13 protein-coding genes and 1 tRNA gene are annotated in these 17,178 nt (G+C 70.0%); 10 read left to right on the forward strand and 4 right to left on the reverse strand.

What is annotated here, in order from left to right:
• Window position 1: 1 nt before the first annotated feature.
• The gene (locus tag IW245_RS00100) at window positions 2–940 is read right to left on the reverse strand and encodes a phosphotransferase family protein (RefSeq protein WP_197001139.1); all 939 of its coding nucleotides are present in this window, start codon (window positions 938–940) and stop codon (window positions 2–4) included.
• A 154-nt stretch (window positions 941–1,094) separates the two neighbouring features.
• Window positions 1,095–1,328, reverse strand: a complete 234-nt coding sequence (locus IW245_RS00105; RefSeq protein WP_197001140.1) for a hypothetical protein — start codon at window positions 1,326–1,328, stop codon at window positions 1,095–1,097.
• 359 nt (window positions 1,329–1,687) lie between these two features.
• Between IW245_RS00105 and ald the strand changes: the two genes are divergently transcribed.
• From ald to IW245_RS40090, 7 genes are all read left to right on the forward strand, one after another.
• Window positions 1,688–2,803, forward strand: a complete 1,116-nt coding sequence (gene ald / locus IW245_RS00110) for an alanine dehydrogenase (protein ID WP_197001141.1) — start codon at window positions 1,688–1,690, stop codon at window positions 2,801–2,803.
• Window positions 2,804–2,825: 22 nt separating this feature from the next.
• Entirely contained in the window at window positions 2,826–3,767 is a 942-nt protein-coding gene (xerD, locus tag IW245_RS00115) for a site-specific tyrosine recombinase XerD (protein WP_197001142.1), read from the forward strand.
• Window positions 3,768–3,909: 142 nt separating this feature from the next.
• A complete protein-coding gene (locus IW245_RS00120; protein ID WP_197001143.1) occupies window positions 3,910–4,818 on the forward strand; it encodes a ParA family protein in 909 nt (302 codons plus the stop codon).
• A 116-nt stretch (window positions 4,819–4,934) separates the two neighbouring features.
• Window positions 4,935–5,468, forward strand: coding sequence for an NUDIX domain-containing protein (locus IW245_RS00125; protein WP_197001144.1), 534 nt, complete (start codon window positions 4,935–4,937; stop codon window positions 5,466–5,468).
• Window positions 5,469–5,693: 225 nt separating this feature from the next.
• Window positions 5,694–6,839, forward strand: a complete 1,146-nt coding sequence (locus IW245_RS00130; protein ID WP_197001145.1) for a segregation/condensation protein A — start codon at window positions 5,694–5,696, stop codon at window positions 6,837–6,839.
• Window positions 6,836–7,699, forward strand: a complete 864-nt coding sequence (gene scpB, locus IW245_RS00135) for an SMC-Scp complex subunit ScpB (RefSeq protein WP_197001146.1) — start codon at window positions 6,836–6,838, stop codon at window positions 7,697–7,699. Before IW245_RS00130 ends, scpB begins: the two co-directional genes overlap by 4 nt.
• Window positions 7,700–8,114: 415 nt before the next feature.
• Window positions 8,115–8,840 carry a pseudouridine synthase gene (locus IW245_RS40090; protein ID WP_231399107.1) on the forward strand — a complete coding sequence of 242 codons (726 nt, stop codon included), beginning with the start codon at window positions 8,115–8,117 and terminating at the stop codon, window positions 8,838–8,840.
• On the opposite strand, the gene IW245_RS00145 is transcribed toward IW245_RS40090, so the two are convergent.
• Window positions 8,817–9,689, reverse strand: a complete 873-nt coding sequence (locus tag IW245_RS00145) for a serine hydrolase (protein WP_197001148.1) — start codon at window positions 9,687–9,689, stop codon at window positions 8,817–8,819. The two genes, IW245_RS40090 and IW245_RS00145, sit on opposite strands and share 24 nt — an antisense overlap.
• A 209-nt stretch (window positions 9,690–9,898) precedes the next feature.
• Between IW245_RS00145 and cmk the strand changes: the two genes are divergently transcribed.
• From cmk to IW245_RS00160, 3 genes are all read left to right on the forward strand, one after another.
• Window positions 9,899–10,564, forward strand: coding sequence for a (d)CMP kinase (cmk, locus tag IW245_RS00150; protein ID WP_197001149.1), 666 nt, complete (start codon window positions 9,899–9,901; stop codon window positions 10,562–10,564).
• Window positions 10,561–11,925, forward strand: a complete 1,365-nt coding sequence (der, locus tag IW245_RS00155; RefSeq protein WP_197001150.1) for a ribosome biogenesis GTPase Der — start codon at window positions 10,561–10,563, stop codon at window positions 11,923–11,925. The genes cmk and der overlap by 4 nt, the downstream gene beginning before the upstream one ends.
• Before the next feature lie 215 nt (window positions 11,926–12,140).
• Window positions 12,141–12,217, forward strand: a tRNA-Pro gene (locus IW245_RS00160).
• Window positions 12,218–13,364: 1,147 nt separating this feature from the next.
• Here IW245_RS00160 and IW245_RS00165 read toward each other — a convergent pair.
• Window positions 13,365–16,385, reverse strand: a complete 3,021-nt coding sequence (locus IW245_RS00165) for a glycoside hydrolase family 2 protein (protein ID WP_197001151.1) — start codon at window positions 16,383–16,385, stop codon at window positions 13,365–13,367.
• Between the last annotated feature and the right edge of the window lie 793 nt (window positions 16,386–17,178).

Below are 17,178 nucleotides of genomic sequence, written 5' to 3' on the forward strand. Positions count from 1 at the left end.
CTCAGCCCAGCAGCGCCCTGGTGACGTCCGCGCGGTTGAGCGCCGCCGCGCACCAGGCGAAGTGTCCGTCGCGGCCCTGCGCGTCGTAGGCGTTCGCGGTGATCAGGGAGTACGCCGCCCGGTAGACGAGCATGGCCACCCGGTCGTGTCCGAGGCGTTCGGCGATCCGGTCGTAGAGGGCTAGCTCGGTCTCGAGCGCGTTGTCGCCGTACATGTCGAAGATGGCGGCGGTGACCGCGGCGTCGAACGCCGGATCGCCCTCGGTGCTCAGGAAGCCCCAGTCGAGGACGGCGCTGGGGTCGCCGGCGTCGTCGACGAGGACGTTGGCCGGGATCAGGTCGCCGTGGATCACCGCACGGCGCCCGCTGTCGACCTCGCGGAGGCGACCGGCGAGCGCGGCGGCCTTCTCCTCGACGCCGTCGACGGCGGCGCCCAGTACCGGTCGGAACCGGTCGAGACGGCGTGCCGCCAGCCGGGCCAGCGCGGCGGGGAAGTCCTCCCCGTCGCCGAAGAGCGGGGCCTGCTCGTCCAGCACCGACAGCGCGCGGCCCGCCGGCAGCGGCCCGCCGGAGGCCAGGTCGGCGAGGACGTCGACCATGGCGGCGTGCGCGTCGCCGGTCCGGACCCGGCCCGCCGCCACGGCCTCGGACAGGGTGGTGCCGGCCAGTCGCCGCTCGATGGTGACGACGCGCTGGTCGACGGTGTGCACCTCCTCGATGCGGGGCACGGCGAGGGTGACGGGGCCGGCGTCGAGGGCTGCGTAGAACGCGCTGGTCCGGTGCAGGGCTTCGACGGAGCCGGAGTGCCAGATCTTGGCCACCCGGGAGTCGTCGACCTCGTAGACGACCCCTTCCATGCCGTGGCCCAGCCGTTTCGGGCCGGTGGCGCCGATCCACCGGCCGAGTACATGGGCGGCCTGGTCGTCGGTGACACGGTTCATCGTCGACGTCTTCCTTCCGGGGGCTGGTGCGGTCACCGTACGCGGAACCTGTCGACGGGGTGGCCCCGTCGACAGGTCGGCCTACCCGGAGACGCGAAGACGCCGGTGGCGGCGGACCGTGGGGTCCGCCGCCACCGGCGTCGTGGTTTCGCGCTTACGGCGTGGTGGCGGTGGCCGCACCGAGCACCGCGACCTGCAGGATGACGACGACGACGATCCAGACAGCGGTCAGGCCGACGCCGATGTAGCCGAGGGTCGGGGAGCTGTTGTTCTTCTTGGCCGCCACGATCGACATGATGCTGCAGACGAGTCCGACGATGCACCAGGACAGCAGGATGCCGACGATGCCGAGCGTCTTGCTGTTGTCCTTGGCTACGGGCTGGGTCACTGTGATTCCTTGAGGTCAGGTGCCGTGATCACCGAGGGTAGTGATCGAACGGCTGAGGGTGTGGTGATGTGTCCTACTCCCCGTCAGGAGGAACGGTCACGGAGGATGACCATAGGGGAATTCCCCAGACGGCGCTTCCGCCATACGTGTGATCTCACGGCACGGGGCCGGACCCGATTTCCGGCAATCCCGGACAAGATATGCTTGACCTGCGAGAATGGTCGGGCTCGGGGCTACACATCGCCAAGCTTCACCCCAAGAAGGTTACGGTCTGTCACGGTCTCCCGGCCCGCCTGAGTCCTAGACTCCGCAGTTACAGGCGGCAATGGCGCCGTGTCCAAGATCGAAGGGGCTGTCAGGTGAAGGTCGGAATCCCGCGCGAGGTCAAGAACCACGAGTACCGGGTGGCTATCACTCCCGCCGGTGTGCACGAGTTCGTCCGCAACGGCCACGAGGTGTACATCGAGGCGGGCGCCGGCACCGGCTCGTCGATCACGGACGCGGAGTACACGAAGGCCGGCGCCACCATCCTGGCCACCGCCGACGACGTGTGGGGCACCGGTGACCTGATCCTCAAGGTCAAGGAGCCGATCGCCGAGGAGTATCACCGGATGCGCGAGGGGCAGGTCCTCTTCACGTACCTGCACCTGGCCGCCTCCAAAGAGTGCACCGACGCCCTGGTGACCCAGAAGGTCACGGGCATCGCCTACGAGACCGTCGAGCTGCCCGACGGCTCCCTGCCGCTGCTCGCCCCGATGTCGGAGGTCGCGGGCCGGCTCGCCCCGCAGGTCGGCGCGTACCACCTGATGCGTCCGGCCGGCGGCCGTGGCGTCCTGATGGGCGGCGTCCCCGGCGTGCACGCGGCGAAGGTCGTCGTCATCGGCGCCGGCGTGTCCGGCAAGCACGCCGCGACGATCGCGCTGGGCATGCAGGCGGAGGTGTCCCTCCTCGACAAGAACATCGCCCGGCTGCGTCAGGCCGACGAGATCTACCGTGGTCACCTGCAGACGGTGGCGTCCAACGCGTTCGAGATCGAGAAGGCCGTCCTGGAGGCCGACCTGGTCATCGGCGCCGTGCTGGTGCCGGGCGCCAAGGCCCCGACCCTGATCTCCAACGAGCTGGTCAGCCGGATGAAGCCGGGCTCCGTGCTCGTCGACATCTCCATCGACCAGGGCGGCTGCTTCGAGGACTCCCGTGCCACCACGCACGCCGACCCGGTCTACCGCGTGCACGACTCGGTCTTCTACTGCGTCGCGAACATGCCCGGCTCGGTGCCGCACACCTCCACCTACGCCTTGACCAACGTCACCCTGCCGTACGCGGTGGACCTGGCGAACAAGGGCTGGAAGCAGGCGCTGCGCGACGACCGCGCCCTCGCGCTGGGCCTCAACACCCACGCCGGGCACGTCACGTACGGCCCGGTCGCCGAGGCCACCGGCATGAGCCTGCTGCCGCTCGAGGACGTCCTGGCCTAGGACGTGGGTCTAGCCTGACAGCATGACCGAACAGCCGACACCGCCCGGGGCACTGACCCGGGCGGTGTCCGGCTATCTGGACCACCTCACGGTCGAGCGCGCCCTGGCCGCCAACACGCTGTCGTCCTATCGGCGCGATCTCACCCGGTATGTCGACTATCTGACCCGGATCGGGGTCGGGGACCTCGCGGCGGTGGCCGAGGCGCACATCACCGAGTACCTGGCCCGGCTCCGCGAGGGCGACGCCGAGCACCCGAAACTGTCGGCGTCCTCGGCCGCGCGGGCCGTCAGCGCTGTGCGGGGACTGCACCGGTTCGCCGTCCGCGACGGGCTGTCCGCCGTGGACCCGGCGCGCGACGTCAAGCCGCCCGGCACCCCGCGCCGGCTGCCCAAGGCCCTGCCCGTCGGCGACATCGAACGTCTCCTGGCGGTGGTCGGCGACGACACACCCCGTGGCCTGCGGGACCGCGCGCTGCTCGAACTCCTCTACGGCACCGGGGCCCGGATCTCCGAGGCGGTCGGCTCCTGCGTGGACGACGTCGACCTGGCCTCAGGCGTCGCCACCCTGCACGGCAAGGGTGGCCGGACCCGCCTGGTCCCGGTCGGCGGGTACGCGCGCCGGGCCGTGGAGGCCTACCTGGTTCGGGGCCGGCCGACCCTCGCGGCGGCCGGGCGCGGAAATCCGACACTCTTCCTGAATGCCCGGGGAACTCCACTGTCGAGGCAGTCGGCGTGGACGATCCTGCGCAGGGCGGCGAAAAAAGCTGAGATATCCTCCGATATCAGTCCACACACGCTCCGGCACTCCTACGCCACCCACCTGCTCGACGGCGGGGCCGATGTCCGGGTCGTCCAGGAACTTCTCGGTCACGCCTCCGTGACCACCACACAGATCTACACTTTGGTCACCGTGGAGCGGCTCCGCGAGGTGTACGCCTCGGCGCATCCACGAGCACTCGCTTGATCTGTCCAGTACCGTGTCCGGGGCACGCACCACGTACGACACGCCGGTGTGCGCGGACAGGGCGCGTCGCGCGGGTGGGTTACAGTCGGGGCAGGTCCGCCCCGCTGCCCCGGCAGCGTCGATTTGGGGAAGGGCGTAGAGCATGGCGAACGACAGCGACAACTGGGGCTCCCTCGGTGGCGACACCACCCTGGGCACGGAGCTCGGCGCCGTCGACCCGGCCACCCTCCTGGACCGCCGCCCCATCCCACAGCCCGACCCCCTCGACCGGCACGGCCCTGCCCGGATCATCGCGATGGCCAACCAGAAGGGCGGCGTGGGCAAGACGACCACGACGATCAACCTGGGCGCCGCGCTCGCGGAGTACGGGCGCAAGGTGCTGATGGTCGACTTCGACCCGCAGGGCGCGCTGTCGGTCGGCTTCGGGGTGAACCCGCACGACCTGGAGCTGTCCGTCTACAACCTGCTCATGCAAGACGACGTCGGCATCGCCGACGTCACCTACAAGACGAACATCGACGGGCTGCACCTGCTGCCGGCCAACATCGACCTGTCGGCGGCCGAGATCCAGCTCGTCAACGAGGTCGCCCGCGAGATGACGCTGGCCCGGTTGTTACGGCCCGTCCTCAAGGACTACGACTACATCCTGATCGACTGCCAGCCGTCGCTGGGCCTGCTCACCATCAACGCGCTGACCGCCGCGCACAGCGTCCTCGTGCCCCTCGAATGCGAGTTCTTCAGCCTGCGCGGCGTGGCCCTGCTGCTGGACACCGTGGACAAGGTCCGCGAGCGGCTCAACTTCGACCTGGAGCTCGAGGGCATCCTGGCCACCATGTACGACAGCCGGACCACGCACTGCCGGCAGGTCCTGCAGCGGGTCGTGGAGGCGTTCGGCGACAAGGTGTACCAGACCGTGATCACCAAGACGGTCAAGTTCCCCGAGTCCACGGTCGCCGGCGTGCCGATCACCGTGATCGACCCGGCCTCGGCCGGCGCGCGCAACTACCGCCAGCTCGCCCGCGAGGTCATCTCCGCCCAGACGGACCGCTAAACCCCTTTTTGCGGGTACGGTGCGTCACCGACCGGCCGCGCGTCGGCCCTCTGCCGCGTGCCGGGGCCTGCTGGGCGGGCTCCACTGGTAATAAAATGATGGTTTGGGGTTTTGGCGTGGAATGGGTTGTGCACAGTGAGGGCACCGTCTACGAGAATCCGTGGCTGACGGTCAACCTCGCCGACGTAGAGCTGCCCGACGGGCGGCATCTGGACCACTACGTGCTCCGGCTGCGGCCGATCGGCGCCACCGCGATCGTTGACGACCGCGACCGGGTGCTCATGATCTACCGGCACCGGTTCATCACCGGTCACTGGGGCTGGGAGCTGCCCGCCGGGGTCGCCGAGCCCGGTGAGGAGCCGGTGGCCGCCGCGGCGCGGGAGGCCGAGGAGGAGACCGGCTGGCGGCCGGTGGACCTGCGGCCGTTGCTGACCGTGAGCATCGGGTCGGGGCTCACGGACTGCGCGCACCACCTGTTCTGGACCGACCGGGCCACGCTGGTCGGCGAGCCCGTCGATCCGCACGAGGCGTCGAAGATCGAATGGGTGCCGCTCGCTGACGTTGCGGCGCTGCTGGCGGCGGGGGAGCTGCACGAGGCCAGCACCGTGGCCGGGCTGCTGCGGCTGGCGGCGCTGCGCGCGGGGTCGTAGCGCTGGGTATCGGGCGGCCGCCCTCGGTGCCGGGCGCAGGACGCGGTCGCGGCGTGGCGCGTACTCGGCCGGGCGGTGACCGGATGTCGGGCGCCAGGTGGCCGGCTGGTGGCCGACCCGCAGGCGGTTCGGGCCGGGGTGGGCGGCGCCGGGCGGCTGGCCGGGCTGAGGTGGGGATGTTTTGATGGGATCTGTCCAGGCCGAACGCTCAGGTAGTATCTTGCGGTGACCGTGACCGAGCAAGCTACCGCACCTGACGCGGGCTTTCAGGTCAAGCTCACCAACTTCGAGGGCCCGTTCGACCTGCTGCTCCAGCTGATCGGCAAGCACAAGCTGGACGTCACCGAGGTCGCGTTGCACACCGTGACGGACGACTTCATCGCCTATATCCGGGCGATGGGTGACAAATGGGACCTGGATGAGGCCAGTGAGTTCCTGCTGATCGCCGCCACCCTGCTCGACCTCAAGTGCGCCCGGCTGCTGCCCGCCGCCGAGGTCGAGGACGAGGAGGACCTGGCGCTGCTGGAAGCCCGCGACATCCTGTTCGCCAGGCTCCTGCAGTACCGGGCGTTCAAGCAGGCCGCGGCGCACATCGCCGGCCTGATCGTCGGCGGGGACAAGCGGTTCGCCCGCTCCGTCGGCCTGGAGCAGCGCTACGCCGACGCGCTGCCCGAGCTGATCCTCGGCATCACCCCCGAACGGTTCGCCCGGCTCGCCGCCCGCGCGATGACGCCGAAGATCCCGCCCACGGTGTCCATCACCCACGTGCACAACGTGAAGGTCAGTGTCCGCGAGCACGCGGCCTGGATCCGCGACCACCTGATGCGGGTCGGCGTCGCCAGCTTCCGCACCCTGTGCGCGGACTGCGACAGCACCCTCGAGGTGGTCGCCCGGTTCCTGGCCCTGCTGGAGCTGTACCGGGAGAACCTGATCGGCTTCGACCAGGTCCAGGCGCTCGGCGAGCTGACCGTGCGGTGGATCGCCGGGGCCGACGTCGCCGAGATCGATGTCGAGGAGTACGAGGGCGCGGTCGAGGAGCCGGAGGAGGCCCGGCCGCGGAAGAAGAAGTTCGTGCGGCGGGTGCCGGGGGAGTCCTCGCCGGCGGGCGCGGCCGGCGGGCTGTTCGGGCTCGACGCGGCGTCCGGAGCCCTCGCGGCGGCGTCCGGGGCCGACGGGTCGGACTTCGACTCCGACGATCCGGACCTCGGACCGGATGGGTCCGGCGCGCCGGACGGGGTCGGTGTCGGGTCTGACGGGCCCGCGTCCGCAGCCGCCGGGCCCGGTTTCAGGTCCGGACCGGACGTCGACGAGGTGCGCGCGCCGGACGCCGGGGACCATGTCGTGCAGGAACCGATCGGGGAGACCGCGTGACGACACCAGCTGAGCGGGAGTTCGCCGAGGGCGTGGCCGCGTGGACCCCGCCATGGGCCCGGACCCCGGAGCCGGAGGCGCCTACGGAGGCTTCGCCAGAGGCTTCCGCGACGGGTGGGGCCGGCGTCCCGGCCGATGAGGTGACCGACCCCGCGGTGGCGCTGCCGCACGCCCGGGTGCCGGAACGGGTCGCCCCCGACGCCGCGTCCACCGATGACGCCCCGTCGGAGGGCCCGGGACCTGACGTTGCCCAGTTCGAGGCCGGAGACGACGTCGTGGGGTCCCCGGACCCCGACAACGCCCCCCTCGACCCGGTCGAGCTCCGCCCGGCCCTTGAGGCCATCCTCCTCGTCGTCGACGAGCCCGTCGCCGAGATCGTCCTCGCCCAGGTGCTTGAGCAGCCCACGCAGCTGATCACCGACGCCCTCGTCGACCTCGCGGCCTCCTACGCTGCGGAGCGCCGGGGATTCGAGCTGCGCCGCGCGGCCGGTGGCTGGCGGCTGTACACCCGGCCGGACTTCGCGCCGTACGTGGAGAAGTTCGTCCTCGACGGCCAGCAGACCAAGCTGACCCAGGCGGCGCTGGAGACCCTCGCGGTCGTCGCGTACAAGCAACCGGTGACCCGGGGGCGCGTCTCCGCCATCCGTGGTGTGAACTGTGACGGGGTGCTGCGCACCCTGCTGACCCGGGGCCTGGTCGAGGAGTGCGGCAGCGAGCCGGACTCCGGCGCGTACCTGTACCGCACGACCACCCTGTTCCTCGAGAAGCTCGGCATCAACTCCCCGGAGGACCTGCCGTCTCTCGCCCCTTACCTGCCCGACGACATAGAAGCTTTGGCGGATGCCCATGACCAGTCCTAACCCTCGACGCAGCCCGGCCGGCAAGTCCGCGAAGCCCGCGTCCGGCACCCCGCGCAAGGCCACCACTGGCGGCGCCGCCGCCGGCAGGACCGGCACCGGAAAGGCCACCACGGGCGGCGCCGGCAAGACGGGCACCGGAAAGGCCGCGACGGGCCGGGCCGGCACCGCGAAGCCGGCGGCGGGGAAGGCCCCGAAGCCGGTGAAGGGCACGAAGCCGGCGCCGGGCAAGGCGGCCGGGACGGGCACCTGGCAGCCCCCGGCGAAGCCCCGTGCCCGGCGGGAGGAGCCGGGCGCGGTCAGCCGCGACGGCGTCTCGCAGCGCGACGCCGTCAGCGCGCTCGGCCGGATCGGCGGGCCGGACACCCGCGCCGGACGCGGCAACTCCGCGGGACGGGCCAAGACCCCGATCGCGGACATGACCGGGGCCGAGCGGTTGCAGAAGGTCCTCGCGGCGTCCGGCATCGGTTCGCGGCGCGACTGCGAGAACCTGATCTCCGAGGGCCGGGTCATGCTCAACGGCCAGGTCGCCAAGCTCGGTGACAAGGCCGACCCGGAGACCGCCGAGATCTATGTGGACGGCGAGCGCCTGGTCACCGATACCCGGCTGGTGTATCTGGCGATGAACAAGCCGCTGGGTGTCATGTCGACGATGAGCGACGAGAAGGGTCGCATCTCCCTCGCGGAGTACGTCGGCCGGGTCGCGCAGCGGGTCTACCACGTGGGCCGGCTCGACGCCGAGACCGAGGGCCTGCTGCTGCTCACCAACGACGGCGACCTGGCGCACAAGCTGACGCACCCGTCGTTCGAGGTGTCCAAGACGTACCTGGCGGAGGTGTCCGGGACGATCCCGCAGGGCTTCAAGAAGCGGATCATGACCGGGATCGAGCTGGAGGACGGCTTCGCGAAGGCCGACTCGTTCAAGGTGGTCACGAGTGCCGGTGGCCGCACGCTGGTGGAGCTGAGCCTGCACGAGGGCCGCAAGCACATCGTCCGCCGGCTGCTCGGGGAGATGGGACACGAGGTGCACCGGCTGGTGCGGGTCTCGATCGGACCGATCCACCTCGGGGACACCAAGCCGGGTCGGATCCGCAAGCTGGGTCAGCCCGAGATCGCCGCGCTATTCAAGGCCGTGGAGCAGTAGCTGTCGGGTGACGTCGCCACAGGTGGCGGCGCCGTAGTCCTGGCCGAGTTCCCCCGGGTACCAGGTCAGGACCGACAGGGCCCAGTGGTCCCAGCTGGCCAGGCAGTTGACGTGCCAGAGGTCCTCTGAGTCCTGCATCGTCCAGCCGTTCTTGACCGCCACCGGGGTACCGGCCGGCAGCGCCTCGGGGATGCCGAAGGCTCCTGCGGGGTCGACGGCGCGCATCTCGTCGACGAGGCGGGCCGTACCCGTCGAGGTGGTGGCCCTGGTGAGCACGCAGCGCAGCATCGTGACGGCGTCGGCGGCCGTGACCTGGGTGTAGGACCACCATTCCGGGGACACGGCGCTGCCGGTCAGCCCGCACTCGGAGATCATCCGGTCGATGACGGCGTCCCCGCCGCGCGCGGCCCACAGGATCTCGGCCGCGTCGTCGTCGCTGTGGCGGATCATGTCGGAGATCTCGGCCCACTCGTCGTCGGTGAGGTCGCGGCCCTCGTCCTCGGCCCCGGCGATGTAGTCCGCGCCGATCCACGCCTTGATCATCGACTCGGTGTTGTTGGTCTCGGTGGTGCTGTTCGCCGAGCCCTTGCGCGCGCCTGTGCGCAGGTCGAGCAGCGACCAGGCGTACCAGCCCTCACGGTCGAGGGTGACGCCGGCGCTGTCGGGAGCCGGGGCCGTGGCCGCCGGTCGGGGTGCCGCGGGCGCGCCGGTGCCCCCGGCCTGGGCTGGCGGGCCGGCGGCGTCGGTCGAGGGGAGCAGCGCCACCGTCGCCAGCGTGACGGCCGCGAGGATCCCGGCGACGAGGCCGGTGCGCCGCGCCGTGGACGCCCAGGACGGTGAAAGGGGCATATTATGAGAATGACTCCCAATCCTGTGAACCGACCATGGGTCGAAGGGATAGTTCCGCACTCTGCGTGACCAAGCTCATCTGCCTGAAGTACCCATCTATGAGGCTTTTCTTTATTTTTGTGTAGTGAGCTGTCCTGGGCTGCCCGAATCGGGGTACCGGGCTACGGGCATGATTGACCGTTGAGGCTTTCTGCGAATGAGGAGCAACGTTGAGTACGTTTCAAGGGGTCGTCGCGGTAGACGGCCCGTCCGGCTCGGGGAAGTCGACGGTCTCCCGCCGGCTCGCCGAGGCACTGGACGCCGCCTATCTCGACACCGGCGCCATGTACCGCGCCGCGACCTGGGCAGTGCTCCAGGCCGGCGTCGACCCGCATGACGCCGACGGCGTCCTGAAGGTCGTCGAGGCCGCCCAGATCGAGATCGGCACCGATCCCGCCGCCCCCCACGTCACCGTGGACGGCATCGGGGTCGACGCGCCCATCCGCGGCCCGCAGGTCACCGCAGCCGTGTCCGCCGTCGCCGCCGTGCCGGGCGTGCGCGCCATGCTGGTCGGCGCCCAGCGCGCCATCATCGCCGCCGCCGGCGCCATCGTGGTCGAGGGCCGCGACATCGGCACCGCCGTCGCACCCGACGCCACCCTCAAGGTGTACCTGACGGCAGACGTCACCGAGCGGGCCCGCCGCCGCAGCCAGGAGACGGAGGCCGACCAGCACGCCACGGCCGCCGACCTGCTCCGCCGCGACGCGCACGACTCCGGCCGCAAGGCCGACCCGCTGCGCCAGGCGGACGACGCCGTCGAACTCGACACCACCGCGCTGTCCATCGACGAGGTCGTGGCCGCGCTCCTGAAGCTGCTGGCGGGGGAGAACCTGTGACCGAGTACCTGAGCGACTGGGTGGCCGAGGACGAGATCCACGCGCCCGCCCCCGTCCTGGCCGTCGTCGGCCGCCCCAACGTGGGCAAGTCGACCCTGGTCAACCGCCTGATCGGCCGCCGCCAGGCCGTCGTGGAGGACATCCCCGGCGTCACCCGCGACCGGATCGCCTACGACGCCCAGTGGACCGGCCGCCGGTTCACGGTCGTCGACACCGGCGGCTGGGAACCCGACGCCAAGGACCGCGCCGCCCGGATCGCCGCCCAGGCCGAGATCGCCACCCAGACCGCCGACGCGATCCTGTTCGTCGTCGACGGCCGGGTCGGTGCCACCGACGTCGACGAGGCCGCGGTGAAGATGCTCCGCCGCAGCGGCAAGCCCGTGCTCCTCGTCGCCAACAAGGCCGACGACGACCGGGTCGAGGCCGACCTCGCCGGCCTGTGGGGCCTCGGCCTCGGCGAGCCGTTCCCGGTCTCCGCCCTGCACGGCCGCAACTCCGGCGACCTGCTCGACAAGATCCTGTCGATCCTGCCCGAGCCGCCGGCCATCATCGAGGAGGCCCCGCGCGGCCCCCGCCGGGTCGCCCTCGTCGGCCGCCCCAACGTCGGCAAGTCCAGCCTCCTGAACAAGCTGTCGAAGGAGGACCGGGCCCTCGTCGACGACGTCGCCGGCACCACCGTCGACCCGGTCGACAGCCTCGTCGAGATCGACGGCGAGATCTGGCAGCTCGTCGACACCGCCGGCCTGCGCCGCCGCGTCGGCCAGGCCAGCGGCACCGAGTACTACGCCAGCCTCCGCACCAGCGCCGCCATCGAGGCCGCCGAGGTCGTCATCGTGCTCTTCGAGGCCAGCGAGGTCATCAGCGAACAGGACCAGCGCCTGCTCAGCATGGTGACCGAGGCCGGCCGGGCGCTGGTGATGGCGTTCAACAAGTGGGACCTCGTCGACGACGACCGCCGCTACTACCTCGAGAAAGAGGTCGAGCGCGAGCTCAAGCGGATCCCGTGGGCGCAGCGGGTCAACATCTCCGCGCTGACGGGGCGGGCCGTGGACAAGCTGGCACCGGCCATGCGGATCGCCCTGAACAGCTGGGAGCAGCGGATCCCGACCGGGCAGCTGAACCAGTTCATCACCGCCCTGTCGCAGGCCAACCCGCACCCGGTGCGCAGCGGCAAGCAGCCGAAGATCCTGTTCGCCACGCAGGCCGGGGTGTGCCCGCCGAAGTTCGTGCTGTTCACGTCCGGGAACCTGGACGCTGGGTATGTGCGGTATGTGGAGCGGCGGTTGCGGGAGGACTTCGGGTTCCCGGGGAGTCCGATCCAGGTGACGGTGAAGGCTCGGAAGAAGAAGGGCGAGAGGTAGCTCTCCCGCTTCGTTGGCCTGCCTTGTGCCGCGCGCCGTCCGCGGTGGGTGGTAGGGCGGTTTTGATCGGGTGCGGCCCGCTGTCTGGCCCTTCGGGGCGGGTGGCGGGCCGCGGCCGGTTGGGGGGCCGGGTGGGCGGATACCCGCGAGCGGGTCGGTCGGGTGGTGCGCTACGCTATGTCGGCTGCTGCGGGGTGGGTGCGGAGTGGTGGAAGCGGGCTGTGGCGCAGCTTGGTAGCGCACTTGACTGGGGGTCAAGGGGTCGCAGGTTCAAATCCTGTCAGCCCGACCAGGGAGTTTTCCCAGGTCAGAGGGTCTTTTCTGGTTCATCCAGAAAGGACCCTTGTTTGTTGCGTGACACGTGTTTTGACACGTACGCGCGTACTGTTTGCGAGACTTTTTCCAGGTCAGAGGCTTTTTCGCTTCATGGGCTGGCGCGCTTGACCGTCCTCGGATGGTGCTAACGCCGCCGAGAATGGCCGTTACCTGCGTAAACAGTCATGTCGGGCATGAAGTGGTGGTGGGGTGGCGGGTTGGGCTGGAGTGGTCGAGAGCCCATGCCTCCAAGCGTTGACTGTGGACACTGGCGACACATTTTTGACATCAGAGGACCCGAGGCGTCGTCCTGGAGCCGCCCTCACGGCGTGGCTGGCGGCGCTTTTCCGCAGGCCTGGGACTGACAGGAACCTGGGCCGCCGCGCACGCCAGGCGACGGGCGGGTTCCCGGAGGCGGTCACCAGTCCAGCCGGATCGCGTACACGCCCGGTCGGGCGTCGGTGACCGCGAGCCACACGCGGTCGGTGTTGTCGGGCCGCAGCTCGCGGATGTTCTCCTGAGGGCCGTGATCGAGGCCATGTCGAAGGACACGGCTCTGGTCGGAGTCATGCCGGGGGCGAAGGTGATCTGCAGGGTGTACATGGGCGGTGGGCCGACGAACACCGGCCGCACCGGGTCGGGTTTTGCTGCAGCCCTGAGCGCTGCGAGGGCCTGTGCGCCATGACCAGGCGCTTGACGGTGTCAGACTCCTGTGGCCGCAGGTCCAGGACGGGCTCGTCGGCGGTGCGGCTGCGGGTCCGGGACGGGGGCCGGGCGGTGAGGGTGCCGGTCGGCAGTGCGAGCACGTCCTCCAGGACGGCCACGCCCTGCCGTTCGGGCAGGCTGCGGCCGCTGGTCCAGTAGGTGAATGCGGCGGTACTGACCTTGATGTCGTATTCGGCGAGTCGGTGGGCGTAGCCGGTCCAGGCTCAGGCCCCGACGCCGCACGGCCAGGGCACCGCCGTTCCGGACCTCGATGACCCGGCCCCCGTATCCGGATCTCCAGCCGGAGATGGCCCACGACCGTTGGCGGTCGTGGGCCATCATCTCCCGAGGGCCGGGCTCCGGGCTCAGCCACCCGCGCCGATCATCGCCGCGGTGGCTGAGCGCCCGGGACCGACGGGTCAGGCGATGGTGAGCGCGAAGACGTGCAGGCAAGCGGCCGGCGGGTTCCCGCTGTTCGGGAGCTGCAGGGACACGATCGTCTTGCCGCTGGTGACGGCGATGTCAGCCCGCCAGACGGTCGCGCTGTGGGTCACCTTGCCCGACGGCCCGTTGTGGTACTGGCACACTGCCGCGGCGACGTCGCCGGTGGTGGCCGTGCTGGCGTACCAGTCGTCGAGCTTCAGGTTCTTGGTGCTCTGCGTGCCGTCGGAGTACCGGACGATGAAGTCGCCGCCCTGCGCGCCGTAGGTGCCGGTGCCCAGGATCGCGATCTTCGTCCCGGAGCCGCTGAGCGCGATCGTCTGACCGGTCGCCGCGACGTTGTCGGGCTGTCCGGCCGCGACGTTGGGCCAGGTGAAGGTGGTGCCCTGGTGGGTGACGGTCGCTCCGGGCTTGTAACCCAGGGCGGCCAGGGCCTGCCGCGAGTAGCTCTTGCCGCTGGTGGACAGGGTGCCGACGCTCGGGTTGGCGTCGTCGGTGGTGCCGATGTTGTTGAAGGCCGCCGCGAGGTTCGGGTACGACGAGCCGGAGGTGGTCAGCTGTCGCGGCATGGCCTCGGTCTGACTGTCGATGACCGCCCGGACCATGCCGGGGGTGCCGCCCGCCGTCGGGGTGCCGCTCAGCTTGACGGTGACCGTGGTGCTGTTGCCGGCCGCGACGGTGAACGGCGTCGAGGCGGTGTCGACGGTGCAGCCCTGCGGCGGGGTGACCTGCAGCGTGCCGGAGGAGGCCACGTTGCGGATGTCGCGGATGGTGAGGGTGACCGACACCGGCCCGGTGCTGCCGGCGGGCCACGCCACCGGCGGCGGGACGTCGATCCGCACGGGGGAGAACAGGACCTTGTAGCCGAGCTTGTAGTAGTCGCGCCAGTAGGTCATCAGGCCCTTGTTGTGGTAGCCGGGGACGACCTTCGGGGCGCCACCGCCGCCGTCGGGGTTGAGGGCGAACTCGGTGGAGGTCCAGTACATCGTGCCGACGAGACCCGGCCGGCCGGCCAGGATGCGGTTGTACTCGTCGACCATCAGGCCCTGGTAGTACTCGGTGCCCTTGCCGAAACCGGTGTTGGTGGAGACGGCCTCGGCGCCGTACTCGCTCAACAGGATCGGCTTCGTCCCGACCTTGGCCTCGATGCTGATCATGCTGTACGAGCCGCCGTTGGGGTCGGTGAGGGTGTCGAACGTGCCCACGTACCAGCCGTTGTAGATGTTGGTGCTGGCCAGGTCGTCGTAGCCGAAGGCCGCGTCGTCGGCGCCCCACCCGGTCATGTGGGTGTAGATCCGGGCGGTGTCGAGGGTCTTGCCGTAGGCGACCACGTTCTTCACGTAGTTGGCGCCGGTGGCGGTGTTCGTCCCGTTCTCGTTGCCGACCGACCACCCGATGATCGACGGGTGCGAGCGGTCCCGGGCGATCATCTTGCCCAGCCGTTCCTTGCCGAAGTTGACGATCTGGGTGCCGGACAGCACGGCGTCGTCGAAGACGTGGGTGACGTTCAGTTCCTCGATCACCATGAGTCCGAGCTTGTCGGCGGCGGCCAGCTCGCCGGGGGTCGTCGGGTAGTGCCCCGGACGGAAGATCGTGAAGCCCTTGTTGCGCAGCTCGGTGAGTTCACGCAGGGCCAGGCCGTCGGGCTGACACCGGCCGAGGCCGGGGTAGTCGGTGTGCCGGTTGAACCCGCGCACCCCCGCGAGAGCCTGGCCGTTGAGCATCAGCTTGTTGCCGCTGATCGCGATGTCACGGAACCCGGTCGAGACGGTCTGCGGGTTGCCCTTCCCCGATGGGGGCGTCGCGGTGACGGTGTAGAGCGCCGGGCTGGCCGGCGACCACAGCTGGGGGGATGACACGTTGACCGTCACCGGGGCCGAGATGACCTTCCCCGTGCCGGCCGGCAGCGCGAACGTCACCTGGGACGAGGGCAGCGCCTGGCCGGACGGGGTGGTGACCTGCACGGTCGTCGTGATGTTCTGCGAGCTCCCGCTCGCGTTGACCCCGGACGCGCGCAGGGTCAGCGTGCCGTTGGAGGCGCCGAGCGCGGCGAGGTCGGTGATCGCGACGGCCTCGGTGCGGTCGATGTTGACGCTGTCGAAGATGCCGCCGTAGTTCCAGTACAGGCCGGGGTTGCGGTTGGAGAAGATCTCGCTGAACCGGTTGTCGACGATGACGGCGATGGTGTTGACGCCGGTCGTGACCAGGTTGGTGATGTCGAACGTCTCGGGCAGGTAGCCGCCGGTCGCGGTGCCGGCCGCCGTCCCGTTGACGAACAGCTTCAGCACGTAGAAGCAGGACTCGAACGTGATCAGGGTCCGCTGCCCGGTGGTGGGGGCGGCGAGGGTGACCTTCTTGCGGTACAGCGCGACCTGTCCGGCGTGGACGTTCCACTTCGCGCGGATCGCGCCGAGCGCCCCCGGCACGACAGCCGAGGTCATGGCGGTCTCGCTGAAGTTGGGCTGGCAACCGGACGGGGACGTGCCGGTGAGTGCCCCGGAGGGCAGCTCCGACTCCTTCGCGGCCATCCAGGCCCCGTTGAGCACGATCCTTCCGGCGGGCGGGGCCGGCGGGGCCGTGACCGTCACGTTCATCTCGGTCTTGACCAGACCGGACGGGGTGTCGGCCTCGGCCTTGAGGACCTGGGCGCCGGAGGGGAACCAGGCCGCGTCGGTGGCGGTCCGCCAGACCGGCGCGAGTCCGGTGCCTTTGGAGTACAGGTCGGTGAGTTCGGCGAAGGCCAGGCCGCCCAGGGTGAAGCGGACGGCGGTGGTGCCGGCTGGGGCGGTGACCTCGATGTCGGTCAGGCCGCTCAGCGTGCTCGACGTGGGTTGTGTGAACGCGAGCGGGCCGGGGGCGGCGGCGGGCGCGGGAGCGCCGGTGCCCGCCGTGGCCGGTGATGCGGCCAGTGCCGGCAGGGCGAGAGCCGGGGCGGTGAGTGCCGCCGCCCGGAGCACGGTCCGGCGGGACGTGGGTGGGTTGAGGGGCGAGGGTGTCATGGACTCTCCCAATGGGTTCTACGGGACGGTGGGGATCACCGGGCACGTCGCGCGTCCACTGTGTGATCAGTGACCGTTCGCGGCAATTGGGGCGGAACAACCGCAGTCGACCACCTCGAGAAGGAACTTCAACACAACACCACAGCCAAGTCAACACAATGGACCTGAGATACCCATTTCGAGCACGGTCGATGCGCGAAACTCGCAGAAATCGGTGCGCACAGCTGCGCGTTCATGCGCGATGGACGATCGCTGTCCATTGTTTCGGGCCGGGTCTGAATGGGGCGTCCTGGAAATGAGGGCGTCGGATCGCCATTCCGGTTCTGTCAAAGTGAAAGTCATTATGTGTCAAAGTGAAAGTCAATGACGCGCTGAGGTTCCGGATCGTCGACAAGGCTGTTGACCTGTGGAAACGAAATTGATTCTTGCCTTTGCGGGGGAGTGCAAATAGCATCTCGAACACCTTCTCCCCCCTGTGGAGTGGGTGGACGGAATGGCAATGCCCGTCGCTCCTGGGCGGCCTTGGGCGTCCCGGCGTCGGTGAGACCCGGGAGAAATCCCTCCGTGATGCGCGAACGCGCACCGCCGGCGGCGGATCGCTCATGAATCCTCATTCGTGAACATCTGGACCTTGCTGCCGGTCCGGGGGCTGGAGCTGGCACGCCGGCGTGAATCTGCCGGTTGACAAGAGGCGCGGATCGCTGGAAGCTGAGCACAAGTATTCATAAAAAAACAATTTTCAACATGGTTGGTCTCCGTCGAGCCGGGTGCTGGGGCATCCGCCGCTCCGGCG

It is taken from the genome of Longispora fulva (assembly GCF_015751905.1).
GTDB lineage: Bacteria > Actinomycetota > Actinomycetes > Mycobacteriales > Micromonosporaceae > Longispora > Longispora fulva.